22 protein-coding genes are annotated in these 22,955 nt (G+C 35.3%); 10 read left to right on the forward strand and 12 right to left on the reverse strand.

What is annotated here, in order from left to right; translation table 11 throughout:
* The first annotated feature begins 1 nt into the window (after window position 1).
* Genes ACYQ3D_RS00325 through ACYQ3D_RS00335 form a run of 3 tightly spaced genes read left to right on the forward strand, consistent with a single transcriptional unit; the run spans window position 2 to window position 1,768 of the window.
* A complete protein-coding gene (locus tag ACYQ3D_RS00325) occupies window positions 2-1,177 on the forward strand; it encodes an MBL fold metallo-hydrolase (RefSeq protein WP_459834891.1) in 1,176 nt (391 codons plus the stop codon).
* 14 nt (window positions 1,178-1,191) lie between these two features.
* Window positions 1,192-1,383 carry a DUF3006 domain-containing protein gene (locus ACYQ3D_RS00330; protein WP_459834893.1) on the forward strand — a complete coding sequence of 64 codons (192 nt, stop codon included), beginning with the start codon at window positions 1,192-1,194 and terminating at the stop codon, window positions 1,381-1,383.
* A 22-nt stretch (window positions 1,384-1,405) separates the two neighbouring features.
* Complete coding sequence (locus ACYQ3D_RS00335; RefSeq protein WP_459834896.1) at window positions 1,406-1,768, forward strand: hypothetical protein; 363 nt, start codon at window positions 1,406-1,408, stop codon at window positions 1,766-1,768.
* A gap of 81 nt (window positions 1,769-1,849) precedes the next feature.
* Here the strand turns inward: ACYQ3D_RS00335 and ACYQ3D_RS00340 are convergent, their stop codons facing one another.
* Together ACYQ3D_RS00340 and ACYQ3D_RS00345 are read right to left on the reverse strand one after the other, a co-directional pair.
* Window positions 1,850-2,305: a type II toxin-antitoxin system RatA family toxin gene (locus tag ACYQ3D_RS00340; RefSeq protein ID WP_459834898.1), complete on the reverse strand. Its 456-nt coding sequence runs from the start codon at window positions 2,303-2,305 to the stop codon at window positions 1,850-1,852.
* A 12-nt stretch (window positions 2,306-2,317) separates the two neighbouring features.
* A complete protein-coding gene (locus ACYQ3D_RS00345; protein WP_459834900.1) occupies window positions 2,318-3,559 on the reverse strand; it encodes an aspartate aminotransferase family protein in 1,242 nt (413 codons plus the stop codon).
* Between the two features lie 283 nt (window positions 3,560-3,842).
* Between ACYQ3D_RS00345 and ACYQ3D_RS00350 the strand changes: the two genes are divergently transcribed.
* Entirely contained in the window at window positions 3,843-4,043 is a 201-nt protein-coding gene (locus ACYQ3D_RS00350) for a DUF6485 family protein (RefSeq protein WP_459834902.1), read from the forward strand.
* 47 nt (window positions 4,044-4,090) lie between these two features.
* Here the strand turns inward: ACYQ3D_RS00350 and recJ are convergent, their stop codons facing one another.
* Window positions 4,091-6,376: a single-stranded-DNA-specific exonuclease RecJ gene (gene recJ, locus ACYQ3D_RS00355; RefSeq protein ID WP_459834904.1), complete on the reverse strand. Its 2,286-nt coding sequence runs from the start codon at window positions 6,374-6,376 to the stop codon at window positions 4,091-4,093.
* Window positions 6,377-6,472: 96 nt separating this feature from the next.
* The gene (locus ACYQ3D_RS00360; RefSeq protein ID WP_459834906.1) at window positions 6,473-7,444 is read right to left on the reverse strand and encodes a DUF3231 family protein; all 972 of its coding nucleotides are present in this window, start codon (window positions 7,442-7,444) and stop codon (window positions 6,473-6,475) included.
* A gap of 109 nt (window positions 7,445-7,553) precedes the next feature.
* On the opposite strand from ACYQ3D_RS00360, the gene ACYQ3D_RS00365 reads away from it, so the two are divergent.
* Window positions 7,554-8,384 (forward strand): MBL fold metallo-hydrolase, encoded by an 831-nt coding sequence (locus tag ACYQ3D_RS00365; protein WP_459834908.1) that lies wholly within the window; start codon window positions 7,554-7,556, stop codon window positions 8,382-8,384.
* 49 nt (window positions 8,385-8,433) lie between these two features.
* On the opposite strand, the gene ACYQ3D_RS00370 is transcribed toward ACYQ3D_RS00365, so the two are convergent.
* From ACYQ3D_RS00370 to ACYQ3D_RS00380, 3 genes are read right to left on the reverse strand one after another with little or no spacing between them, the layout of a single operon-like run.
* Window positions 8,434-9,240: a PD-(D/E)XK nuclease family protein gene (locus tag ACYQ3D_RS00370; RefSeq protein ID WP_459834910.1), complete on the reverse strand. Its 807-nt coding sequence runs from the start codon at window positions 9,238-9,240 to the stop codon at window positions 8,434-8,436.
* A 22-nt stretch (window positions 9,241-9,262) separates the two neighbouring features.
* The gene (locus tag ACYQ3D_RS00375) at window positions 9,263-11,488 is read right to left on the reverse strand and encodes an ATP-dependent helicase (protein ID WP_459834912.1); all 2,226 of its coding nucleotides are present in this window, start codon (window positions 11,486-11,488) and stop codon (window positions 9,263-9,265) included.
* A 52-nt stretch (window positions 11,489-11,540) separates the two neighbouring features.
* Window positions 11,541-13,505 (reverse strand): PD-(D/E)XK nuclease family protein, encoded by a 1,965-nt coding sequence (locus ACYQ3D_RS00380; RefSeq protein WP_459834915.1) that lies wholly within the window; start codon window positions 13,503-13,505, stop codon window positions 11,541-11,543.
* A 315-nt stretch (window positions 13,506-13,820) separates the two neighbouring features.
* Between ACYQ3D_RS00380 and ACYQ3D_RS00385 the strand changes: the two genes are divergently transcribed.
* Window positions 13,821-14,642 carry a DUF4349 domain-containing protein gene (locus ACYQ3D_RS00385; protein ID WP_459834917.1) on the forward strand — a complete coding sequence of 274 codons (822 nt, stop codon included), beginning with the start codon at window positions 13,821-13,823 and terminating at the stop codon, window positions 14,640-14,642.
* A 32-nt stretch (window positions 14,643-14,674) separates the two neighbouring features.
* Here ACYQ3D_RS00385 and ACYQ3D_RS00390 read toward each other — a convergent pair whose 3' ends face one another.
* A complete protein-coding gene (locus ACYQ3D_RS00390; protein ID WP_459835467.1) occupies window positions 14,675-14,962 on the reverse strand; it encodes a hypothetical protein in 288 nt (95 codons plus the stop codon).
* A 624-nt stretch (window positions 14,963-15,586) separates the two neighbouring features.
* Between ACYQ3D_RS00390 and ACYQ3D_RS00395 the strand changes: the two genes are divergently transcribed.
* Entirely contained in the window at window positions 15,587-16,330 is a 744-nt protein-coding gene (locus tag ACYQ3D_RS00395) for a threonine/serine exporter family protein (protein ID WP_459834919.1), read from the forward strand.
* A complete protein-coding gene (locus ACYQ3D_RS00400; RefSeq protein WP_459834921.1) occupies window positions 16,330-16,758 on the forward strand; it encodes a threonine/serine exporter family protein in 429 nt (142 codons plus the stop codon). The genes ACYQ3D_RS00395 and ACYQ3D_RS00400 overlap by 1 nt, the downstream gene beginning before the upstream one ends.
* A 73-nt stretch (window positions 16,759-16,831) precedes the next feature.
* Here the strand turns inward: ACYQ3D_RS00400 and ACYQ3D_RS00405 are convergent, their stop codons facing one another.
* The 4 genes from ACYQ3D_RS00405 to ACYQ3D_RS00420 form a co-directional block, all read right to left on the reverse strand.
* A complete protein-coding gene (locus ACYQ3D_RS00405) occupies window positions 16,832-17,101 on the reverse strand; it encodes a hypothetical protein (RefSeq protein ID WP_459834923.1) in 270 nt (89 codons plus the stop codon).
* A 102-nt stretch (window positions 17,102-17,203) separates the two neighbouring features.
* Window positions 17,204-19,582, reverse strand: a complete 2,379-nt coding sequence (locus ACYQ3D_RS00410; protein WP_459834925.1) for a Lon protease family protein — start codon at window positions 19,580-19,582, stop codon at window positions 17,204-17,206.
* Window positions 19,583-19,673: 91 nt separating this feature from the next.
* Window positions 19,674-20,696, reverse strand: coding sequence for a potassium channel family protein (locus ACYQ3D_RS00415; RefSeq protein ID WP_459834927.1), 1,023 nt, complete (start codon window positions 20,694-20,696; stop codon window positions 19,674-19,676).
* 22 nt (window positions 20,697-20,718) lie between these two features.
* Window positions 20,719-21,192 (reverse strand): ferritin-like domain-containing protein, encoded by a 474-nt coding sequence (locus ACYQ3D_RS00420; protein ID WP_459834929.1) that lies wholly within the window; start codon window positions 21,190-21,192, stop codon window positions 20,719-20,721.
* 157 nt (window positions 21,193-21,349) lie between these two features.
* On the opposite strand from ACYQ3D_RS00420, the gene ACYQ3D_RS00425 reads away from it, so the two are divergent.
* On the forward strand, window positions 21,350-22,660 hold the full coding sequence (locus ACYQ3D_RS00425; RefSeq protein ID WP_459834931.1) for an FAD-dependent oxidoreductase: 1,311 nt from the start codon (window positions 21,350-21,352) through the stop codon (window positions 22,658-22,660).
* On the forward strand, window positions 22,660-22,953 hold the full coding sequence (locus ACYQ3D_RS00430) for a ferredoxin family protein (RefSeq protein ID WP_459834933.1): 294 nt from the start codon (window positions 22,660-22,662) through the stop codon (window positions 22,951-22,953). The genes ACYQ3D_RS00425 and ACYQ3D_RS00430 overlap by 1 nt, the downstream gene beginning before the upstream one ends.
* Window positions 22,954-22,955: the final 2 nt, after the last annotated feature.

Genomic DNA, 22,955 nt, shown 5'->3' on the forward strand with positions numbered 1-22,955 from the left:
AATGAAACAAAAAATTACCACTTTAATTATAATTTTAATAATAAGTACTTTCTCATTAACTGTTATTGCTAATACACAAAATTTAAAAGTCCACTTTATTGATGTAGATCAAGCTGACTCTAGTCTAATTCAACTACCTAACAATCAAACAATGTTAATTGATGCTGGAAATAATACTGATGGCTCACTGATAACTAACTATATTAAAAAATTAGGCATTAAAAAGATTGATTATTTAATTGGAACCCACCCTCATGAGGATCATATTGGAGGACTAGATGATATAATTTCTAAATTTCAAATAGGCAATATCTATATGCCTAATGTTACTCATACTTCTCAAACTTACAAAGATGTACTAACAGCAATCAAACTTAAAAATAAAAAAATCAAAACCGCTAAAGCAGGACTTAAACTATTGGAAGATAATAGCTTGAATTTAGAAGTAAAATTAGTTGGGCCAACCCAAAATCACTATACTAAGCTCAATAACTATTCTGCTGTTACTAAAGTAAAATACAATAATACTTCTGTCTTATTTACTGGTGATGCTGAAGCTAAAGCAGAACACCAAATGATTAACTCCAAAGCTGATATTAAAGCAGATATATTGAAAGTTGGTCATCATGGCAGCCACTCTTCTACTAGTAAACTATTTTTAAAAAAAGTAAAACCTAAATACGCAATACTATCAGTAGATAAACATAATAAATATAACCATCCTTCTCAAAAGATCATATCTAGATTAAAAAATAATAACACAAATATTTATCGAACTGATCAACAAAGAACTATTATTGCTACAAGCAATGGAAATAAAATAGATTTTAATACTAAACCAATCGATTATTCTAAAAAAACAACAACTAATTCTAAACCAAATATTAAAATTTCAGATCTTAGTCTTAGTAAAGAAGTAGTTACAATTGCTAATAAAAGTAATAAACAAATAAACATTTCTCATTGGAAGTTAGTAAGTGACACAGGAAATCAAACTTTTGTTTTCCCTAAAAAGACAACACTTGCAGCTGGAGAAACCTTAAAAGTGATTTCTGGCAGAGGTAAAACACCTGGACCAAATACTATCCTGTGGACAAAACGATATATCTGGAATAATGATGGTGATTCAGCTAAGCTTTATAACTCTAATGGACAGTTAATTTCTACTCATTATTAAGGAGGGGAGAATAAATGTTAGTTATTGATAGATTTGAAGGAAATAAAGCTATTATTGAATATGAAAATCAAACATTTGATATACCTAAAAAAATCTTACCTACTAAAGCTAAAACAGGAGATATAATTGAAATTGTTATTAATAAAGAAAGGACTAACAAAAGACAGAAAGAAATAGATGAATTAAAAGAAGATTTATTTGAATAATTAATAAAAGGGGGGGAACAAAATGGGAGCAAATAATAAGGCAGAAGTTATTGTAAGAGGTATTAAATCTAAATGGTTTGAAGATAATTTTATTGATATGAAAGTTTATTTTAGTAGTGAAATAGTCCCTAAAAAGGATGCTGACTTCATTGGATTTTATATTGAAGCTCCAAGATCTGCTATCACACATATAGGAGTTGTTGAATCCATAGATAGAAATAATAAAAACAAAGTAATTTTTCATCTAAAAGCAATAATCAAATTAGATAATCCTATAGATCCTGGTCACCAAATTCGTAATTTTGAATATAAAACTTTAGAAGATTTAGGGATTAATAAATTAACATTACTTTTAAGCGAATTCTCAACAGCTGAAACAGATTAAGCAAAAATCATACTGGGCCAACTTCTTTTTTTATTAGTTGGCCCAACCAATACATTACTATAGCTTTAAGTTTACTACTTATTAATGATATTGAACACTAGTTTCTTGCTCTACTTGTTGTTTAATTCCTTGTAGCATACTCTGACTATTAGCTCGTACCTTCTTTTTTAAAATCGGATTTAATAACGGGGCCAACATTGCTACACCAAACTCAAAGTTAACTGTCAAAGTAATCTTCGTCCCTTCGGTAGTGGACTCTAAATTCCACTCTCCAGCAAACTCCTTTAAATCACCTTCTAACTGGTGATAAATTATCTGGTGCTCAGCATCATTGAACAAATCCTTCTCTCGCCAACTGATCTTGCGGCCATCTACTTCTGTCTCCCAACTAGTTACTGTCGACTTCTCCCCTCGTTCTAGCACCTCAATACTAACTACATTCTCCATAAACTCTGGATAAGACTCCATATCCTTAGCTAATTGATAAGCTTGGTCTAGACTACCAGCAACAGTAATCTCCTCTACTACCTGAGGCATATAAGTTCCTCCTTAACTAGCTAATTGAACTACATTTTGTAATGCTTGATCTAACTTAGTTACTATCTCCTCTAACTGCTCCTGATCAATAATCAATGGTGGTTCCAGTCTAATCACTTGTTGTTGGTTTAAAGTATAAGAAACTAAGATACCCTGCTCAATCAACTCAGAGATCAACATTCCACTATAACCTTCATCTTTTAACTCAAGTCCTACCATCAATCCTCGCCCTCTTACTTCACTAATAATTTGGGAATACTGCCGGGCCAACTTCTCTAACTCAGCTAACAAATAAGTACCTAACTTATTAGCTTGAATCGCTAATTCTTGTTCTTGGATCTCTTCAATAGCAGTTACAGCAGCCCGACAAGCTAAAGGATTACCACCAAAAGTTGAAGTATGTAAGAAAGGATTATCAGCTAAAGCAGACCAGACTTCTGGTGTAGCTACAAAAGCTCCTACCGGCATAACCCCGCCTCCTAAAGCTTTAGCTAAAGTCATAATATCAGGTGTGACATCATAGTGTTGACAAGCAAACAATTGACCAGTTCTGCCTAATCCAGTCTGGACTTCATCTAAAATCAGTAAGCAATCATGCTGATTACAAATTTCTCTGACAGTTGGTAGATAATCCTGTGGTGGTTCTACAACCCCTCCTTCGCCTTGGATCGGTTCTAAAATAACTGCTGCTGTATCCTCATTAATCAGATCTGCTAAAGCTTTACTATCTCCAAAGGGTACATGATCTACATCTGGTAATAACGGTTCAAATGGTTCTTTAAACTTTTCTCTACCAGTAGCACTTAATGATCCTAAGGATTTACCATGAAAAGAATTATCAGTAGCTATGATCTGACTTCGGCCTGTAGCTACTTTAGCCAACTTCAAAGCTCCTTCTACTGCTTCGGTACCACTATTACAAATAAAAGAGTACTGTAATTCACCTGGAGTCACTTCGGCTAATTTCTTGGCTAATTGGGCCTGTGGTTGATTAAATAACATCTTACTAGATAACGGCATTAAATCTAATTGCTCCTTCACAGCAGCAACTACTTGCTGTGGTTTATGTCCTAAAGCAAAAGTTCCGTAACCACCTAAACAATCAATATATTCCTTCCCTTCAACATCTTGAACAATACAACCTTCAGCTGACCATTCTAAAGTATCTAGCCCCATCAGTTTAAATAACCGGGCCAAACTAGGATTAACATAATCTTGATAATCATTAATCGTCTCTTCTATTATATCTTCCATAAAAAATTCCTCCCTTTAGAACACTTGTTAGTGTATCCTCAGGAAGGAAAAATATTCATCGTTAGTCTTTAGTCGTGAGCTGTGTGTTGTGAGCTAATTCAAATTCAAAACCATAGATCTAATTCAAACCCTTAAAATATAGTAATTTTAAAGGTTTTGAATTGGCTGATACACAACACACGACTGTGTCACCTTTGGTGACACGATATATCAATACTGAGCAGGAAAATTGATTTTCAAGTAGAAGTAAACAAGTACAAAAGAATAATAAGGAGGTTTTTAAATGGCTAATTGTGATCAATTAGAAAAAAATAAAGAACAATGCACCTGTACTAATACTTCTTGTGCCCTATATGGCAATTGTTGTGCTTGTGTAGCTAGACATCGAGCTAAAGATGAAATTCCAGGTTGTTTCTTTTCTCCAGAAGCTGAAAAAGAATGGGATCGATCTGTAGAATTTTTCATTAAATCAAAATCTAACTAGTATCAGGATTCTAGCTATTGTTATGATACTTTTAATAGCAGATAATATTATCTGCTATTAAAAAGTATCTCCTCAATCTGAGCTAGATCTTTTTGTAGCATATACTTCCGAAAAGCTTTACTCTCTGCTACTAAAGCTTGTAACCTCTTTTGATATTGCCTATCACTTACTTGTTTAACTCCCTTTTTTAAAACTAGGTTGGCCCTAGCAATAAAATCCACTTCTATTAAGCCTTTAGCTTGAAGCAACTTCAGCCCTAACACGACTGTCGCTTCTTTTTGAGCTGTTAAAGAAGCTAGTCTATAGATATCAGTCTCTCCTTGGTGCTTATTAATTACATTTTTAACTAAACCCATTAACTTCTTAATAAATTGTTGCGTGGATTCTAGTTCTGTCTCTGAATAAGCCAGAATAATTTTTTGTGGTTCAATCTTGCGGATTAGATCTTGAAAGACCTTAAGTTCAGGCGGACAAGATAGTAATACTAGTGTATTTGCTTTTTCCCCTTGGTAACGGTTAATCACTTGATAAGAATAATCCTTAACTCCTTCGTAATAATAAATAGCCTCTGTAAACTGGGGTAAAGAATCTCCTAACTCTCGCCAGTTACGCCAGTCTTCTAATTGACAAGCAATTATCTCTTCTGTTAAATCACCAGTCTGCTGAATAACCTCTTCAATTACTAATTGTAACTCTCTTCTCCCCCGCCACTCATTGACTCCTAGTGAATAAACTAAATCAACTTGATCACCTAATTTCTCGGGCTCGGCTCGCCACCAAACTGCTGAATGACGATCGGTTCCATCATCTAAAGTTAAATTTAAATGTTGGCCCTCACTAAAAGAACGAGTAGAGACTACATCTACAGCAGAAGAATAAAAAATCGGTTCTGGATTTTTCTCCCCAAAAGGGGCCAACTGCCTTAGTTCCTCGTATACCTCTAAAGATAGATCTTTTAAACTTAATTTATCATCGACTTCAATCTCTCTAACTGATCCTAATTCCTTCTTTTCTGTTGTTAAAACTTTTGTTAGCTTAGCTTTGAAATCAGCTAAATCTTCTTTAGCTAAGGAAAAGCCTGCTGCCCCAGCGTGACCTCCATAACTAGCTAGAAACTCAGCACATTTTTTTAAGGCATTATTAATATGAATCCCGTCTATTGATCTAGCCGAACCAGTAACTGTCTCTCCATCTTCTGTAAGAGTCATCAATAAAGCTGGTACATTAAACTTCTCCACTAGTCTTCCAGCTACAATTCCTACTATGCCTTGATGCCAATTAGGTTGATATAAAATAATTGATTCTAAATCATTTTTATCCTCTACTAAACTCAAAGCTTCTTCTGCCATCTGATTACTTATTTCTTTCCGACGGCGATTGATCTCATCCAGTTCTTTAGCCAAATCTTTAGCTTCCTGTCTGTCACTACTAAGTAATAATTCAACTGCTTTACTAGCTGTATCAATTCTTCCCGTAGCATTAATCCGCGGCCCAAGCTGAAACCCAATTTCTTCTTCCGAAAGATTAAAGGGCTCTAAATCACAAACTCTACATAACTCCTGGATTCCTACCCAGGCAGTAGTAGCTAACGAATCTAATCCCTGCTGTAATAAATAACGATTTTCGCCCTGTAAGGGAACTACATCAGCTACAATAGCTAAAGCTAAAGGATCAATTAATTGCGCTGCTTTTTTGGGTTTATCCTCTCTCTCCAGTACAGCCTGGGCTAAAAAATAAGCCATTCCTGCTCCAGGCAGATCATAAGCCTGATGATCGGCAGGTAATAATTTAGGGGCTAAAATTGTATCTGCCTTAGGTAATTCAGCTGGCAATTGATGGTGATCAGTTACAACCACCTCTAAACCTAATTCCTTAGCTAAAGTTATTTCCTCCTGATTGGAAATTCCACAATCACAAGTTAAAATCAAGTCTACTTCTTGAGTAGCCAAATCTTTAATAACTTCCTGATCCAAACCATAACCTTCAGTAAATCGGTTAGGGATATGATACTGCACCTCGGCTCCAATTTCTCGTAACATAGTAACTAAAATAGTAGTAGAGGTAACTCCATCAACATCATAATCACCATAAACACAGATTTTTTTATCTTGCTTAACAGCAGCCACTAATAAGTTTACTGCTTCTTTTAAATTAGGAAATTCAGCTGGAGTAGTTGGAGAATAAGATTCCGGATATAAAAAATCTGCTAGTTTTTCTGGCGTATCAATTCCTCGTCTGAATAATAATTTAGCTAATAACTGATTCCCAGCTAATTCCTCTACTAACCAGTCGGGTAAATCTAGATTAGCATTATAATCAACTTTTAATTTCATCTTAGCACCACCTAACACTAGTTTAAAACATAAGTCATAGACTTTCTAAAATTCTCTTCAGACATAAAAGAGTAAAAAAACCGTGCCTAGCTCTATTTATTTTTTATATCTCGGACAAGGATTCAGCCATCCTTTCAACTTACCATACTTAATAAAATTCTCATAATATTTTATCTCCTCTAGTAATATATCTTTAAAAATATTCCTGATTCTATCATTGACAGTACACTGTTTAAGAGACTTTACATGCACCACACTTGCCCCCTGTAACCCAGTAAGTACAGTGCGATAGATTTCATCATCATTAAATAATTCATTACACTCAAACCCGCCCATTGTTTCGGCCGGCTTTTTAGGTAGTGTCAGACCAAACTTTTTACATTCTATTTCTAATAATTTAATTTGCTCTTGTAAAATATCTATCCCTTCTTGGAGTATCATTTGTAAATCTTGATCACTAGCCAAATTAAAAAATTTAAGAGTCTGCCTTTTATTATCATACCGATAAGTTATATGATCCCATAAATGAGCCGCCTCAGCACAAGAAATCTTCTCCTCAACATTTTCTGGAGTATTAGAATATAAAGGTGGATTATCTAACCATCCTTTTAATTTTAAATATTTATACAGCGGATTTATTTCCTTTATTGTCTTAATTAACATCTTACTAATTATCTTTCTTATTCGATCATTAGTAATAGTAGTTCTTGAAGTCTGTAACATATTCTCAATATGTTCTTGCATATAAAATAAAGTATCTAGAGCAATCATTTCATCTCTAAAAGGTTCTTGATTCTCAGGCCAATTTGAAGCTGCTCTACCTTTTTCAGGACCCCGAATTGAATGTTCCTTTAATAGATTTTCTAAAGTTTTAACATTCTTTTTAAAACTTTTAGCAAATGTCTGTAATATAAGTTTTAAATCTTGATCATGAACAAATTGTTCCCATAACTCTAATTTCTCAATTGCATCATATTTAGATTTTAAAACATCCCATAAATTAAATGCTTCCCGAACATTTAAGTCTTCTTCAGTTGTTACTCCACTACTTAACCAATCCCACAGCAATTTCTTAACCTCCTTTTATATTTATTATCACAAAATCAGTTATCAAGTATTATAATAATTTACTTTAAAGCTACAAATAATAATTAAAACAATAATCGGAGGTAATTATATGCCAGGTAATATACTACAAAAGATCACAGAAAAACCAGTAACAACCCAAGAGGTTACTCAAGATATATTACTAATCCAATTTCCTATTGTTAATTCCTTATTAATTGGAGATCCTAACGCTGAAAATAATGAATGGGCTCTTGTAGGAGTAGGAATGGCTCACACTGCTAAAAATATTTTACAAATTGCAGAAGATCGGTTTGGTCCAGGCAGTCAACCACAAGCAATCATTTTAACTCATGGTCACTTCGATCATGTGGGAGCTATTACTGAATTGCTTAATCAGTGGGATGTTCCAGTTTATGCCCACAAAGCAGAAATACCATACTTGACAGGTCAACAAGATTATCCTCCTGCTGACCCTACTGTAGATGATGGATTAATAGCCCAAATATCACCTACTTTTCCCCACCAAAGTATTGATTTAGGAGATCAGATACAGCCTTTACCTGATGATGGTGGTGTTCCGGGCATGTTTGGTTGGCGTTGGATCCACACCCCAGGGCATACTCCCGGTCATGTTTCCTTATTTAGAGATAAGGACCAAATCCTCATTGCTGGAGATGCACTTACCACATTACAACAAGAATCAGCTAAATCCGTACTAACAAAAGAAAAAGAGCTCAATGGCCCACCAGCCTACTTTACTACTGATTGGAAAACAGCAGAAGAATCAGTAAAGACTATCCAGGAGTTAAATCCTAAACTAGTTATTTCTAATCATGGGTTACCTATTAAAGGAAAAGAGTTAAATAACCAATTAGAAAATATAGTAAATAATTTCTCAAAACTAGCTATCCCCGACCAAGGTCGCTATGTTGAAAACTAAAAATCATTAAGCTAGTTAACGGAAAATCTTTCTGTTAACTAGCTCCTTCTTAAAATTCCAGTTCATCAATTTCCTCCCAACTAACATCTAACTCCAAATCCTCTTCGGCTAACTTAATCTCCAAAGCTTCTTGACCATGACAAATCGGACGGTATTCACAATAATGACACCTTTTATTATCGACTCCAAAGAATTCATCATACTCCCGATTCTTAATTTCAGTCATTAGATCTATTAACCGTTCCTCATCCCGGCTGAATTGAGCTTGATTATAATATAATTCTAATTTTTGATTAGGAAACCGAGGATTCCAGTAAACCAAAGTAATATCCTCAGGCTGCCAAGAGTCTGTCGGAGCATAAGCCCCGCCTGCTTTAGTAAGTAAATATCTATAAACTAAAGTCTGTAAACTATCGGCCCAGTAATCTTCCTTTAATTGATGTTCATTTGTCTTCCAATCATAGATTACTGCTTGACCAGCAGGACTAATATATAATAAATCATACTTAGCTAATAACTTTAAATCCCCTTTAGCAAATCTAAGTTCCTGTTCAGGTAATAATCTTCCTTCTTCTGTATAAGGCCTAAATTCAGTTAACCTTTCCAACCAAGAAACTAATTCTTGGGACATTAATTCCTTGGGATCAACTATCTGGCCATGGGTATAATATCTTTCCGCTAAAGTATGAAATTGCTGTCCTGTCTCATATATTTTTTTATCTTCCTCATCTCTCACCCAATCACTAGGCCAGTATAATCCATCTATATAACGGCGTCTAAACTTTAATTTACAAGTTTCGTAAGTCTGTAAAGCAGAAGCACTAAAGTATAAATCTGTTAGAGAATTTGTTAACATCACCTAACTCCTTTCCTAACTCCTAGTCCTCTTTACTATTAGATTCTATATATCGGGCTAAGACCTTAAAGGTCTGACTCAATCCCACTTCTTTGAAATCACCATTTCTCTTCTCTCGCTGGCGATAACCACTTAAGAATAAACTACGCCGAGCTCGAGTAATAGCTACATACAATAATCTTAACCGTTCTTTAATCACCTCTATTTTAGACTGAAAAACTGGATCAACAACTATATCTTCATCAAGTCCCCGGGCCAACTGGGCCTTGGCTAAAGCAACTGGATTGGATTTATCATCAGCTAAATACCAACACTCGCCCTTGAAACTATCATTTACCGTCGCCGGATAAGACTCAGCCACAATAGAAGTAATAAAAACTGCGTCCCACTCTAATCCTTTCGACTTATGAGCAGTTAAAACAGTTACTACTCCTGGCTCGGCTGTAAAACCGCGGACATCATCTAATTTCTTAGCTACACTAGCAAAAGACTGATCCAAATCAGCTAAATTGTCGACTATATCTGCTAGTTTCCAATTGGGATGATCCTGCAGGTGATCTTTAACTTGTAAGGCCATACCTTGCGCTAAAGCTAGTGCATCTTCTTCTAATTCTAACTCTTCAGCTAAAAATAAAATCAATTCCTCTGGAGGAAGATTAAGACTTGCTGTTAGCCACTCTTGAATTTTTTCTACAGCCTGTCTAAAAGCAGTCAGTAATTCTTGATTACCAGCTAATTCAGCTGGAAACTCCACTACCGGCAGTTCTCCACTAGGATGATAGAGTATCTCTTGGACAGAACGTTCAGCCAAAAGTTGAGAGATTAATTCTTGCTCTTGCTCACTAAATTCAACTAAAAAATAATTGGTCAGTAGATCAATTAATCGTTGGCTTTGATGAGAGTAAGCTAAATACTTAATAGCTAACTTTAAAGCTGTAATTGTCTCTTGGTAAGCCTGGTCAACTCCTCCTACTCCTTGACAAGGGATCTCTAACTCTCTTAATACTTCTAGTAGATCACTACAATAATAACCACTAGGAGCAATAATAGCTGCTGTCTCTTCCGGATGTTGTTCTATATAAGCCCCTGCTTTATTAGCTATAGCTCTGATCTCTTCTTCTTGGGTAGCAAATTCCTCAACAAAAATAGGATAACCTGCCACCTGAGGATTAGGATGGGGATCATCTTGACTAACTGGTTTAATCTGCTGTAAAGCTAGAGCATCTTGGCAGGCAGTCTCAGGATGTTCCTTTCTGGACCACTCCACTAAATAATTAGCTAGATCAATAATCGGTTTTGCACTACGACTGGAATACAGGATAGATTCCTGATCTACTCGATCACAGAAAGAACGAAAATTAGCTGGATCAGCAGAAGTAAAGGTCCCCATAATGGATTGATTAGAATCACCTACCCGGACTAAATTACCCTCCTCACCAGCCAATAATTTAAGAATCCGCTCCTGAACAGGATTGGAATCTTGGGCCTCATCTTCAAAGACATAACTCCATCGTGTCTGTAATCTATGGCAGAGTTCTTGATCTTCCTCTAGTAATTGCCAAGCATTAATAATCAAATCATTAAAATCCAACCAACCATTCCGTGATAACTCTAGATTATACTCCACAAAGATCTCTAACGCCCAAGCTAAATAGGAATTGCTAGCTACCTGCTGTTGTAACTTAGCCGCCTGCTTACGAGTCAGACCTTTCATCTTAAAATGTTTGATCAGAGACCTAATAAATTTGATAAAGTCTTTATCCTGCCAGATCCCAGCTGCTATAGAAAACCATTTACTACTCCGCGAACAATCAATTATCCGCTCCCATTTATTCTTATTCTGGCTTAACCACTCTCGAGCTAACCTTTCAATTATATCCCACTGTCTTCCTTGGTCAACTACCTGAAATTCTTCATTAATCAATAAATAATCAGGTCTTTCCTTGAGGATACTCATTGCCAAAGAATGGAGGGTTTTCACTTCATATCCTTGTCTAGTAGGTAACCCTCTAGCCTCTAAAAATTGATCAATCCGGGACTTAAAATTAGAGACAGCCGAATTCATATAAGTAACTATTAAAATCTTACCTGGCTGAACTTGCTTATCGGCAATTAAATCAGCCGCCAAGTAAGCTAAAGTAAAAGTCTTACCTGCTCCCGGAACCGCTGGCACAGCCAACTTACCTCCCTGGTACTCGGCTACTTTATCTTGACCTGGCCGTAACTTAATATCTGCTATATCATCCATTGTTCATCACTCCCTTACTATCAACTATCAATTATCAACTATAAACTGTAAACTAACTCAACCACTCTCTAAGTTGGCCCATCTGCTCCCAACCACGACTATTAAAACTACTATCAGCTAGGTAAACACCAGCGGTAACCTTACTTAATAAACTCTGTAAATAATCACTTAACTGTTCTTTTTTCAGCACCTGAGAGATACCATCACCCCAACTAGGGTCTTCAACTTCTCGGGATAAAATATAAGGATTACTTAACTCCTTGCTACCTCCTAGTAACCATAACTCACTAGAAATATCAACTAAGAAAAGATACTTAACCTCTTGTAAATAAGGAACAGATAATAAAGTATAAGGGGTAGCCAACAACAATTGCTCCTCTAAATCTTCCGGTTCAAATAACATCTCAGCTGCTAACGTCCCATCATTGATCATCTCTACAAATTTAACTCCTAAGTCCTCTTCTTGATACTGGCTAAATTCTTGCATCACTTCTTTAAAGTTAGTAACTGACTTAATTAACTGCCGACAGGCCAAAATATCCTCTTGACTAGGCGCTAAAGTAGATAAGAAACCGCCAAAAGCAGCTCTAAAGAAATACTCTAGTTTACACTCTTGCTCCTGCCACTGGTCAATCCAGTCTTTAAATTCTTCATACTTTTCCGCCTGCTTAAATCCTATTTCTGACCTAAGACTTACTTCATCTATTGCTGGTAATTGCAAATCATGCTCCTGAATAGCTTCAGCTAAGATTGAACTACGGACGGGATCAAAATCCAGGATCAAATGCAGAGTCTGGACTATAGCTGAAAAGCTAAGTTCTATCTCCCAATCTTGATTAGCTAAGACAGTCATTACAATCAAGGCCTGAGCAAAGCGATTCTCCAATAATAATCTATTCTGGGTTAGATTAAGTAACTCATAATCCTGCTCTTGACAGTGATTCTCTAAAGTAAACTCTAACACTTTATCCGTATAAGGAGCTACTAGAGCAATCTCGCCAGGCTTAACTCCTGCTTCAATCAACTCCTCTACCTCTTGACAGATATTAGTGATCATTGCCCCCCGTAACTCGGTCTCTATCCAATCAATAATAAAATCACTGCTAGCTAATCTCTCTCCGGCTAGGATTTGACTAGCTAGCTGGTCTGCTAATTCTCTCGCCTCAGGAGCAGCAGTATGAGATTCCTCTAATTCTACTACTTCATCGGCCATTGCTCTAAAGTTATCCGCAGCCAACTTAGGAGCTGAACCAAAGAAGCGACCAAAACCTGCTTCAGGATTATAGGCTATATACGTCTGGTCCACCTCTTGGTTTAACTGTAAAACTAAATCCTGGGCTGTAGGGACTAGCTGTTCGCTATCATCTACAAGTAAGTAATTATATCTTTTAGCTAATTCCTGGTAGTACTCAGAAGTAGCCAATAGATATTGATTATATAAGTCAATCACTAGTGAATAATCCAGACAGCGCTCTTTAAGACATAGATCCCGAAACCAATTCATAACCTCTAGACTAGCCTGGAAAGTCTCTTTTTTAGTTTGGTCGTTGTTGGCCCAAGCCATTAATCTGTCTTCAATTTCAGTAAAAGAAAGATCATTCATAGCTGCATAATTTAGATTATCAATCAACTGGAGAGCAATCTGAGCCGCTGTAGCATTAACAGAGATAAATTGACCTTGCTCTCGTTTATTCTCTACTAGCTTACTCATTATATAATGGGCTGGTTCAACAGTCATCAGCACAGGGGCCAAAGTCTGTCTGCCCTGCTCTAATTCCTTTTCAATCAAATGCCAGTACTTCTTAACCTCCTGCTGGACAAAACTAAAATAACTATAAATCTGTAAACCACCACTAACTTCTAAATCAACTTCAGTCCGCCACTTTCTAACATTAGTAGCATTAGTAACTAAGGTTAAAATATTATCTGTTGTATCCTTTCTAGCTAATTCTTCATAATGTTCGCGTAAAATAGTTGTCTTGCCCGAGCCAGTTGGCCCGGTATATAACTTCTTCATAGCTAACACCTACTTGAGTTTGTTTTATATATTCTTCTTAGCTCAACTACTTCCTGTTTAAATTATTGCTCATAAGTTACCTTTAGTTTAGTCACATTATTTTTCCCTGATAATTATATTATATACCTTAACTTACCATCTGACAAACAATCGATTCAAGGTTTCTTCCTTGCTACAATAACATTTCTTGCTTACAAAAAACAAATTAATACCAGCTTTAGCTGGTATCCACCACATATAACCAAAGTAATAAAATTACTACAATTGATTTTGAAGAAACTATAAGATACAATAGGAACATAAGGAGTTGATGGGATGAACAGAAAAATAATACTTACAATCTTACTAGCCTTACTCTTAATCTTCACTGTAGCCTGTCAGGAAAATAATAATTATGATCAAGCAGCTCAACCAACTGTTGCTCAGGAACAGCTCGCAAGCAAAAGTAAGCCACAACCGACTCAACAAGATACTCCAGATAAAACAAGACAGGTCATTAAAACAGCTACTATCAGACTAGAACAACAGACACTTACTGCAACCGAAAAGAAAGTCCGCCAACTAGTTAATAACCATAATGGATATATTACTAGTTCTCGTCAAGATAATAATAACAAACAAAAGTTTCTTCACTATGAAATCAAAGTGCCCCACGAACAGTTAACTACTGTAATCTCTAAAATAGAAGATTTGGGTTACTTACAGAGTAAGCAACTAAGGAGTCGAGATGTAACAAAAGAATATATTGATCTTCAGGCTAGACTAAAGAATTTCAAAGCCCAAGAAAAGAAGTACTTACAACTATTAGACAAAACAGAAAAAGTAGCAGAAATTCTTAAGGTAGAAAAAGAATTAAATCGGATCAGACAAAATATTGAACAGTTACAAGGCAGACTTAATTACTACAATAATCAAGTTAAGTTATCTACTATTAACCTTCACATCAGCCAACCAGAACCTATTCTTACTCAACAGTTAGGGACAAGATTAATCACTAGTCTTCAGAGAGCTGTACAAGGGTTTATAAATAGTATCAACTCAATTATTATCTTTATCGGTAGCTTAATTCCTTGGGCCAGCTTCTTAGTACTACTAAGCTGGATAGGCTATAAAATATATACTAGACTTCGCCAGTAATTCTTGACAGCAGATTAAAATCTGCTGTTTTTTTATTCCACACCTAACTCAGCCAGAATAGTTTGACACAACCTAATATTATACTCCTTTTCTTCAGCAGCTAAAACCTGTCTTAACTCCTTAAATCTAGTTAATAGATCAGTATCTTCACTACTTACTCTTACTTCGCTAGATAAAGATTTACCACTCCCAGTTGGCATAATCCCTAATACATCTTCACCGGCAAAAACTTTAGTTAAAATTTCTCGTTGACCAGGCCGGAATTTATCATGACCAAAATATTGTTTTAATTTTTCTTGCGCCTGATCTATTAATTCCATATTTCCACCCCACCTCTACTACCAAATTACTAATTATCATTGATATAAAGTGTAACTTTGCAAAGTTACACTTTAGTCTCTACAACCTTAAAATTCATTCCGGAAAGCTTGCAAGCAAGCTTTTTTCCGTGATACTTTTTTCACGATAAAAAAGTATCCAAAAAATCTTAGGAAAGAGAAATGCTCTCTACCATTAAAAAAATTATTCAGCTATTAAATAATAACAAAGCTTCAATTAACTTCCAGTTTTCAATCTTAAGGCGCTTCTCTTTCCTGATTAAAATTCAAAAAAAATTAAAAGAATATTAAGCTGATTTCTTTTTTATTAGAGAACAATCAGTGCCCTATAGTTAAAATCAGAAAGTAATATATGAACTAAGACTATCTAAATATTATAGCAACTTTTTACTAGCAGAAAACATTGATTGTTCTCACTTGAAATCTTTTGGTAACTTTTATATTTTGATAAAAGTTACTCGGAAAAAAAGCTACTTTGTAGCTTTTCCGAAATAGCTGTTGAAGTTTATTTTTAAAAAGTACATTTCTTTTATTATACCAAATCTGCCTACTAATTTGTAACCAAGAAATGAATTATGATATAATATTAGTGATTGGAGGGTTAATATGGCTAAACAAAAACAAATCTTGGATATTGCCAGTTACGCAGGAGAGATCATCCTAACTAATGGAGCAGAGATTTATCGGACTGAAGAAACAATTAACTCTATCTGTCAAGCTTACGGAATGAAGTATGTCCAAAGTATAGTCACGCCTACAGGAATCTTCATTTCTATTGATCAAGGCTATACAAAAGTAAGTAGAATCCATAATCGACAAATAAATTTAGATACAATTAGTCAAATCAATGATTTTTCGCGGCAATTGACTACAGAAACTATAGCTTATCAACCAGCAATGACGCAATTAAACCAAATTGAATCCAGTTCAAATACATATAGTCTCCCGCTAGTTATTTTAGCTAGTTCAATAGCTTCTTCTATGTATGTTATTCTCGCCCAAGGCAGTTACCTAGATTTACTCCCAGCCTTTATAGCTAGTTTAGGCGCTCAATTATTTATTAAACTCAGTGGTTTCTTCAAAGAAGTTAATTTCATTCCTGAATTAATCGCTGGATTTATTGCGGGTTTAATTACTAATTTATTCTACCAGTCTGGAATCGGAGAAAATTTGAGCATTATTACTGTTAGTGGCATCTTATCTTTTGTCCCCGGAGTAACTGTAACTAACGCGATCCGTGATGCTATTAATGGAGATTTAATTTCTGCTACTAGCCGGGGAATAGAAGTTATCTTAGTTGCTATCAATTTAGCAGTAGGGGTAGCTATGGCTCTAGGAGTCTTCTACTAATGGAAATTGGATTACAATTAATTGCTAATTTTATTCTAGTCTTAGGCTATGGTATTGTCTATCAAGCCCCCACAGAGAGTCTTCCGTTACTAGGAGTCACTGGTACACTTAGTTGGGCGGGGCTTTTAATTTTACAAGAATTAACTGGTAATCTAATCCTAGCATCTTTTATCGGAGCTATTATCGTTGGAGTTTGTGGAGAATTATTTGCCCGCATCAAAAAACTACCAGCTACTGTCTTTATTATCGCAGGTATTTTACCTCTAGTTCCTGGAGTACCTGCCTACCAAACAATGATGTATCTAGTCAATGAAGAGTATATATCCGCTCTCAAAACAGGGCTAGAAACATTTATGATTGCTGGTGCTATCTCCTTTGCTATAGCTATTGTAGGAACTGCTGCTAAATATTATAAAACTAAAACCTGATTTAAAATGGATTCAAGGTTAAGGCCGAGACTTAAGATTTGATATTCCTTAGCCTTGACCTTATCCTTTAACTTTATAAAGAAGATATAATTTCTTGTAATGGCGGTAGACCTAACTGATTTAATAACTGATCAAGTAATAGAGATAATTGATCAATTATTTGCTGTATAAAATCAACCTGAGGCAACTCAACTCCTAACTGTTGTAAAACAACCCCAACAACAGCTATTGTTAATAGCAAACTAATAACCTGGATTAAAATACTAGTAATTTTTCTGATTAAATAAAAGCTAACACTAGCTATAATAGCTATTACAATTAATGATTGTAGATTCAAATCCATACTATCACCTCTTTTATATCTTGGATTATCTTTATCCAGTCTACTATATTTATTATAGTTAGCTAGCTATTCTCCTGCTTATCTGATCTATTTTCTAACTCCTTACTCTGTTAAATTATTGGCCCATCGGTTAATCTTAGCTTGCACTAAAGCATTAAAAGTATCAGGAGCAAAACTACCATTGGGGCCTCTATTACCTATCTTTTTACCCGTTAACAACTCAATTCCGTCCTCCACATTACTGATACAATAAATATGAAACTCATCTTCGGCTGTAGCCTGGAGTACTTCCTGACTTAACATCAAATTAGATACATTTTGCTGAGGTACTAATACTCCCTGACTACCAGTCAAACCTTCTTCTTTACAAATCTGAAAGAACCCTTCTATCTTATCATTTACTCCACCTACAGGTTGAATTTCCCCTTGTTGATTAATTGCCCCAGTAACTGCTAGATCCTGTCTGAGAGGCACTTCAGCTAAGGCAGATAATAAAGCGTAGAGTTCAGCACTAGAAGCACTATCACCATCAATTGCAGAGTACATCTGTTCAAAACAAATACTAGCTGATAAAGATAGACAATTATCTTGGGCAAATTTGTTTCCTAAATAAGCAGCTAAAATAAATACTCCCTTATCATGTATCTTTCCACTTAGATTTATTTCCCGTTCAATATCAACCACACCTTGTTGACCCTGATAAGCTACAGCAGTAATCTTAATCGGTCGTCCCACTTGATAATCTCCTCCATCAAGCACTGATAAACCATTCACCTGACCTATCTTCCGCCCGCTAGTCTCTATCATAATTTTATCTTCTTTATATAACCGGTGTAATTTATCTTCATATCTTCCTTGTCGATACTGCCGCTTATCTAAAGCCTGTTCTATTTCTGTCACAGTTATTATCTCTTTATCCTCTAACCTAGCTATAGTATCTGCCTCATATAATAAATCTATAATCACATCAAACTTAGTCTTTAGTCTAGTCTGGTCATTATTAACGCGAGCAGTATACTCAATTATTCTTTCTACAGCTTGATAATCTAGATGATATAATTCTTTATCCTGACTCTGTTGAGCAATAAACCGGGCCAACTGATAATTATTTTCTTGTTTCCAGTCCATTTCCGCAGCAAAATCAGCCTTAATCTTAAATAGTTGTTTAAAATCTGGATCATATTTATACAGTAAGCGATAAAGTTCTCTACTACCTAATAAAATAACCTTGACATCAAGTGGTATCTTTTCAGGGTCTAAAGTAACCAACGGAAATTTTTCATACTCTTGACCAATATTCTCTATCTTTAGTTCTTCATTTTTTAGGCTTTGTTTTAAAGCTTGCCAAGCTTTAAAATTAGTTAGTAACTTCCTAGCTTCTAAGATTAAATAACCACCATTAGCCTGCTGTAAAGCCCCAGGCTTAATATTTAGTAAGTCAGTCTGGAGTTTATTGCCCTGATTATCATACTCCATTCGACCAACTAAATTATAATAGGTTGGATTGGTCTCTACTACTACTGGAGCCCCTTCTAAATCACTATTATCAACTACAAGATTAACTTGATAGCGAGTTAATTCATCCTCCGTCTGCGGAGCATCATTAAATAGGAGAATACTTTCTTGTTCCTCTTGTTTAAAAGAATCTAAATTAGTAAGAATATCTTCCTGTAATGCCATTAAATAATTAGTTACGGCCCTAAATTCATCATACTTAGTAAATAACGGATCTAAATATTTAGTAATTAGTTGCTCAGCTTGCTTATGCTCTAAATTCTCTACTTCTGTCTGATACTCCTCTTTAATCTTCTTTATTTGCTGTAAGGTATCATCTATTTTCTCCTGGATTGATTGAGTTGTCATCTCAATTTCTTCTTTATCCGTAACTGATAATTGATTATAATCACTTTCACTCATTGGACTGCCATTAGCAGCTAAAGGAATTATAGCAAATCCATCCTCTTCTCTTTCTAAAATAAATCCTAAGTCCTTTACATCTTCTTCTAGCTGCTCCCATAAGAGATCACTTTGACTTTTATACTGCTTCTTGATTTGTTTTTTGCGTTGTAGATATTCTTCACTAGCCAAAACTTGTTTAATTTGAGCCTCAAATTGATCTATAGTTTCTTCTATATCAGCTTTAAATTCCTTTCCTAAACCAGCTGGCAAACTTAGTACCTGGGGCTGATTAGGTTTAGCAAAATTATATACATAACATAAGTCATTAGGTATATCTTGTTCTTGGGCCTGTTCTTTGATCCGAGAAGTTATGTAATCTCGTTCCTCGCTACTACATAAATTTAAAGCAAATACATTATAACCTCTCTGCTTAACTTGCAATCCAAAATCAATTGCTTCCAGAGCTCGATCAGCACCTAAGGCAGTTAAAACTGGCTCTAAATCGGCTGTTGTTGTAAAATCAAACTGACTTAAGTCACAATTTCTTCTTAGTTCTTCTGGTTCTAACTCAGATGTTACCATCTAACCCCCTCCTTCCTAGTTATAACATATTTACCAAGGATAAATTTTGGGAATAATATCTGCAAAAAAATTTACTAGACAAGAGTAAACATTACTCTTGCCTGCTATAACTTTGCTGAGCAATATAAATTAATTTATCCCCTGGTTTAACTTGTTCATCACTAGCAGGATTAGTAAGTATTTCAGTATCTCGCTTAATACCGATTAAGATAAGCCCTTGCTTTTCCTTATACTTAACAAATAAATCCAAAAATTCCGTTTCTATATCCTCTTCAGAGGCAGCTAACATATATATTTGGTTACCACTTTCATTCGACAGTAATTCCCCAATAATTTTGGACGTACCACTGTATAAAGCTGACCTAACTAGTAACTGACTACTAATAGCATCTTCTACTATTATTTCATCAACATTAGCATTTTTAAGGTGAACTTTATTTCTACTATCACTAATCTCAGCTACAGTATAAATTTCTCGATTTAAATTTTCAATATTTAGCACAGTTAAAACAGTTTTAGCATCGTTTTCCTTTTTATTAAGTACAATTGCTGCCCTAGCTTTCATTACTCCAGCTTTCTTAAGTACCTCCTCATTATCCATAACTCCTTTGACAAAATGGATGGCTTCTTGGTCCGGAAAAGGATTCCTTTCAATATCTGCTACTAAGACTATCTGCTTTTCTAAATTTTCATTTATTATATGATTAATAATATCTCTTACTTTCTGATTCCAACCACAAATAATCAAATGGTCTTCATAATTAGCCTTCACCTCTCCAAACTCCCTTCTTCGTTTAGTCTCAATAAAAATATCAGCCAATTTTGCGGTGATCCCACCAAAGGTTCCAATCCCTAACATCATGACTAAAATAGCAATTGCCCGGCCTAAAAAAGTTTCGGGATACATATCACCATAACCTACAGTAGTGGCAGTTACAATTGCCCACCATAAAGCATCACCAAAAGTCTCAAAGTAAGCTCCTTGTTCGACTAGTACAATACCAGTAGCACTAACTGGAAGTAGAGTAATTACAATTAAGACTAATCTGCGTAATGTCTTATTATTTAATTCTGTCTTGATCTTCTTTACATAACGACGTAAAAAGTTAAACATTCTCTCCTCCTTGCTTAGGGGCTTAACTTTCAGTGAGATTTTCCTGCGACTTTTTTTGGTCTCTAAGTTCCTGACGCTGATGAGCAAACCAACTATGATGGAGATCTTCCTCGATTAAATTACTCCATAGTACTTCCTTTAGTTGTTGCGAGTTAGTTTGCTGAATCAGCTTCCTGTAGTCTTTAATTGCTCTTCTTTCTAAAGCCAGATTAACACTAAATAAATTTACTGTTCCTCCCCAAGAAGTTAAACTCCCTGTCGTCGCTCCGAATAATAATCCTAAATCAGTTCCTAATTCACTTGATTGGCCTCCTAAATGCCTGATCTCTCGCTCTAAAATCAAGACGTGATCTTTTTCTACCTTAGCAAATTTATCTAGTACCTTCTTGATATAATCATCTTTACTCTCTTCTTTTTGTTTTTTGTATAATTGATATTGATTGATCTCCAAAAAATAAAACCAATTTAAAATTTTGATTAACCTTCTATCTTCCATAGCTTGCCTCCTTACATGGATAGAACCTCAATTTATATCTTGTTACGTGGCAAATCATTTTATACAAATAATGCTAACATAAAAATAATTTAAATCCTCACACTAGTAATAAGCTTGTGTAGTTAACTATACTAGCTAAATACAGTGAGGTGGCAAAATGGGAAATGACCGTTATGATGCAGTAATTGTAGGAGCAGGACCAGCCGGTGCTAGTGCTGCCCTTAAATTAGCTCAAAATGACTTATCTGTAGCTTTGCTAGAACGAGGAGAAGAACCAGGTAGTAAAAATATGTTTGGAGGCAATATCTATCGTAAACCAACAGCTAAAATAGTACCTGCTTTTTGGGAAGAAGCCCCCCTAGAGCGACCAATAGTAAAGGATGAATTCTGGATGATGGATAAAGATTCAGCAGTTAAAGTAGGATTTACGGGATTAAATTTTAAAGAGCCACCCTATAATAAATTTTCCGCTATTAGAAGCAAGTTTGACAAATGGCTAGCCTACAAAGCTGTTGCTGAAGGAACAAAATTATTTACTAGTACACTAGCTACTGACTTAGTGTATCATAAAACAGGCTTATTAAATAAAAAAGTTGATGGCATCAAACTAGATAGTGGAGAAATCATCCGGGCCAACGTAGTAATCTTAGCTGAAGGAGCTAATGCTATTCTAACTAAAAAAGCAGGCTTAAGAGGTCAATTAGAATCATCAAGTATGACTCTATATATCAAAGAGGAGTTGGCCCTGCCAGCTGATAAGATTGAATCACGCTTTAACCTAGAACCTGATGAGGGAGCTACCATTGGTGCGATTGGCTATCCTACTTCCGGAGTAACTGGTAAAGGAGGAATCTGGACCAATCAAGAATCAATTTCCTTAATTATTGGTGGTTACTTAAACCAAATTAATAGCAAAGGACTAACTCCTTATCAGATGTTAGAACATTTTAAAGCCCATCCTTTAATCAAGCGAAGAATCGAGGGAGCTAAACCTATCTCCTATAAAGCACATATTATTCCTAAAGGAGGCTACGAGAAGCTACCTCAACTCTATGATGATGGAATACTCGTCATTGGAGATGCTGCTATGATGATTAGCGGACGCCGCGGCACTGACCTAGCAATGCTTAGTGGTCTATATGCTGCTGAAACTGTAGCTCAAGCTAGAGCAGCCCAAGAATATACTGCTAAAATCCTAAAAGGCTATCATAAACGAATTATGAATAGCTTTTTTATGAAAAATATAGAACAGAGTAAAAGTGCTAAACAATATTATAAATCACATCCTGACGCTGACTTCTTACTTGCTAAAACTGTTAATGATGCAGCCTATCGCTTCTTTGAAGTCCAACTTAAATCTACTACAGACAAAATGCAAAATATAAAACAAGAAATCTTTAACATGCAACCTATTACTAAAACACTTAAAGATCTCTACTATGGTTGGAAAGATTGGGGGGCATTCTAATGTCTAACTTCAGTAAAAATGAAGAATCACCACTTAAATACGTTACCATTAAGGCTGCTAAAGAGTCCCATATTAGTATTAGAGACTCCCAAATCTGTCGGACAGAATGTGAAAATAAACCATGTACTTACTATTGTCCTACTAGAGTCTACTCTTGGAATGGAGAGAAAAATAAAATCAGAATTGATCATACAAGATGTGTAGAGTGTATGGCTTGTCCTTATGGATGTCCCTACCAAAATATCAATTGGGAATTTCCTGCTGGAGGATACGGAGTGAATTATTATTTATAGGA

The sequence above is a fragment of the Halanaerobaculum tunisiense genome, from assembly GCF_054657635.1.

Excerpts from the sequence above, each read along its gene's own strand:
- ACYQ3D_RS00400 (WP_459834921.1), top strand. The coding sequence starts at position 16,330 with ATGGAAATTGGATTACAATTAATTGCTAATTTTATTCTAGTCTTAGGC.
- ACYQ3D_RS00345 (WP_459834900.1), bottom strand. The coding sequence starts at position 3,559 with ATGGAAGATATAATAGAAGAGACGATTAATGATTATCAAGATTATGTT.
- recJ (WP_459834904.1), bottom strand. The coding sequence starts at position 6,376 with ATGAAATTAAAAGTTGATTATAATGCTAATCTAGATTTACCCGACTGG.
- ACYQ3D_RS00405 (WP_459834923.1), bottom strand. The coding sequence starts at position 17,101 with ATGGATTTGAATCTACAATCATTAATTGTAATAGCTATTATAGCTAGT.
- ACYQ3D_RS00335 (WP_459834896.1), top strand. The coding sequence starts at position 1,406 with ATGGGAGCAAATAATAAGGCAGAAGTTATTGTAAGAGGTATTAAATCT.
- ACYQ3D_RS00365 (WP_459834908.1), top strand. The coding sequence starts at position 7,554 with ATGCCAGGTAATATACTACAAAAGATCACAGAAAAACCAGTAACAACC.
- ACYQ3D_RS00380 (WP_459834915.1), bottom strand. The coding sequence starts at position 13,505 with ATGAAGAAGTTATATACCGGGCCAACTGGCTCGGGCAAGACAACTATT.
- ACYQ3D_RS00430 (WP_459834933.1), top strand. The coding sequence starts at position 22,660 with ATGTCTAACTTCAGTAAAAATGAAGAATCACCACTTAAATACGTTACC.
- ACYQ3D_RS00395 (WP_459834919.1), top strand. The coding sequence starts at position 15,587 with ATGGCTAAACAAAAACAAATCTTGGATATTGCCAGTTACGCAGGAGAG.
- ACYQ3D_RS00415 (WP_459834927.1), bottom strand. The coding sequence starts at position 20,696 with ATGTTTAACTTTTTACGTCGTTATGTAAAGAAGATCAAGACAGAATTA.
- ACYQ3D_RS00425 (WP_459834931.1), top strand. The coding sequence starts at position 21,350 with ATGGGAAATGACCGTTATGATGCAGTAATTGTAGGAGCAGGACCAGCC.
- ACYQ3D_RS00330 (WP_459834893.1), top strand. The coding sequence starts at position 1,192 with ATGTTAGTTATTGATAGATTTGAAGGAAATAAAGCTATTATTGAATAT.
- ACYQ3D_RS00340 (WP_459834898.1), bottom strand. The coding sequence starts at position 2,305 with ATGCCTCAGGTAGTAGAGGAGATTACTGTTGCTGGTAGTCTAGACCAA.
- ACYQ3D_RS00410 (WP_459834925.1), bottom strand. The coding sequence starts at position 19,582 with ATGGTAACATCTGAGTTAGAACCAGAAGAACTAAGAAGAAATTGTGAC.
- ACYQ3D_RS00370 (WP_459834910.1), bottom strand. The coding sequence starts at position 9,240 with ATGTTAACAAATTCTCTAACAGATTTATACTTTAGTGCTTCTGCTTTA.
- ACYQ3D_RS00420 (WP_459834929.1), bottom strand. The coding sequence starts at position 21,192 with ATGGAAGATAGAAGGTTAATCAAAATTTTAAATTGGTTTTATTTTTTG.
- ACYQ3D_RS00390 (WP_459835467.1), bottom strand. The coding sequence starts at position 14,962 with ATGGAATTAATAGATCAGGCGCAAGAAAAATTAAAACAATATTTTGGT.
- ACYQ3D_RS00325 (WP_459834891.1), top strand. The coding sequence starts at position 2 with ATGAAACAAAAAATTACCACTTTAATTATAATTTTAATAATAAGTACT.
- ACYQ3D_RS00375 (WP_459834912.1), bottom strand. The coding sequence starts at position 11,488 with ATGGATGATATAGCAGATATTAAGTTACGGCCAGGTCAAGATAAAGTA.
- ACYQ3D_RS00350 (WP_459834902.1), top strand. The coding sequence starts at position 3,843 with ATGGCTAATTGTGATCAATTAGAAAAAAATAAAGAACAATGCACCTGT.
- ACYQ3D_RS00385 (WP_459834917.1), top strand. The coding sequence starts at position 13,821 with ATGAACAGAAAAATAATACTTACAATCTTACTAGCCTTACTCTTAATC.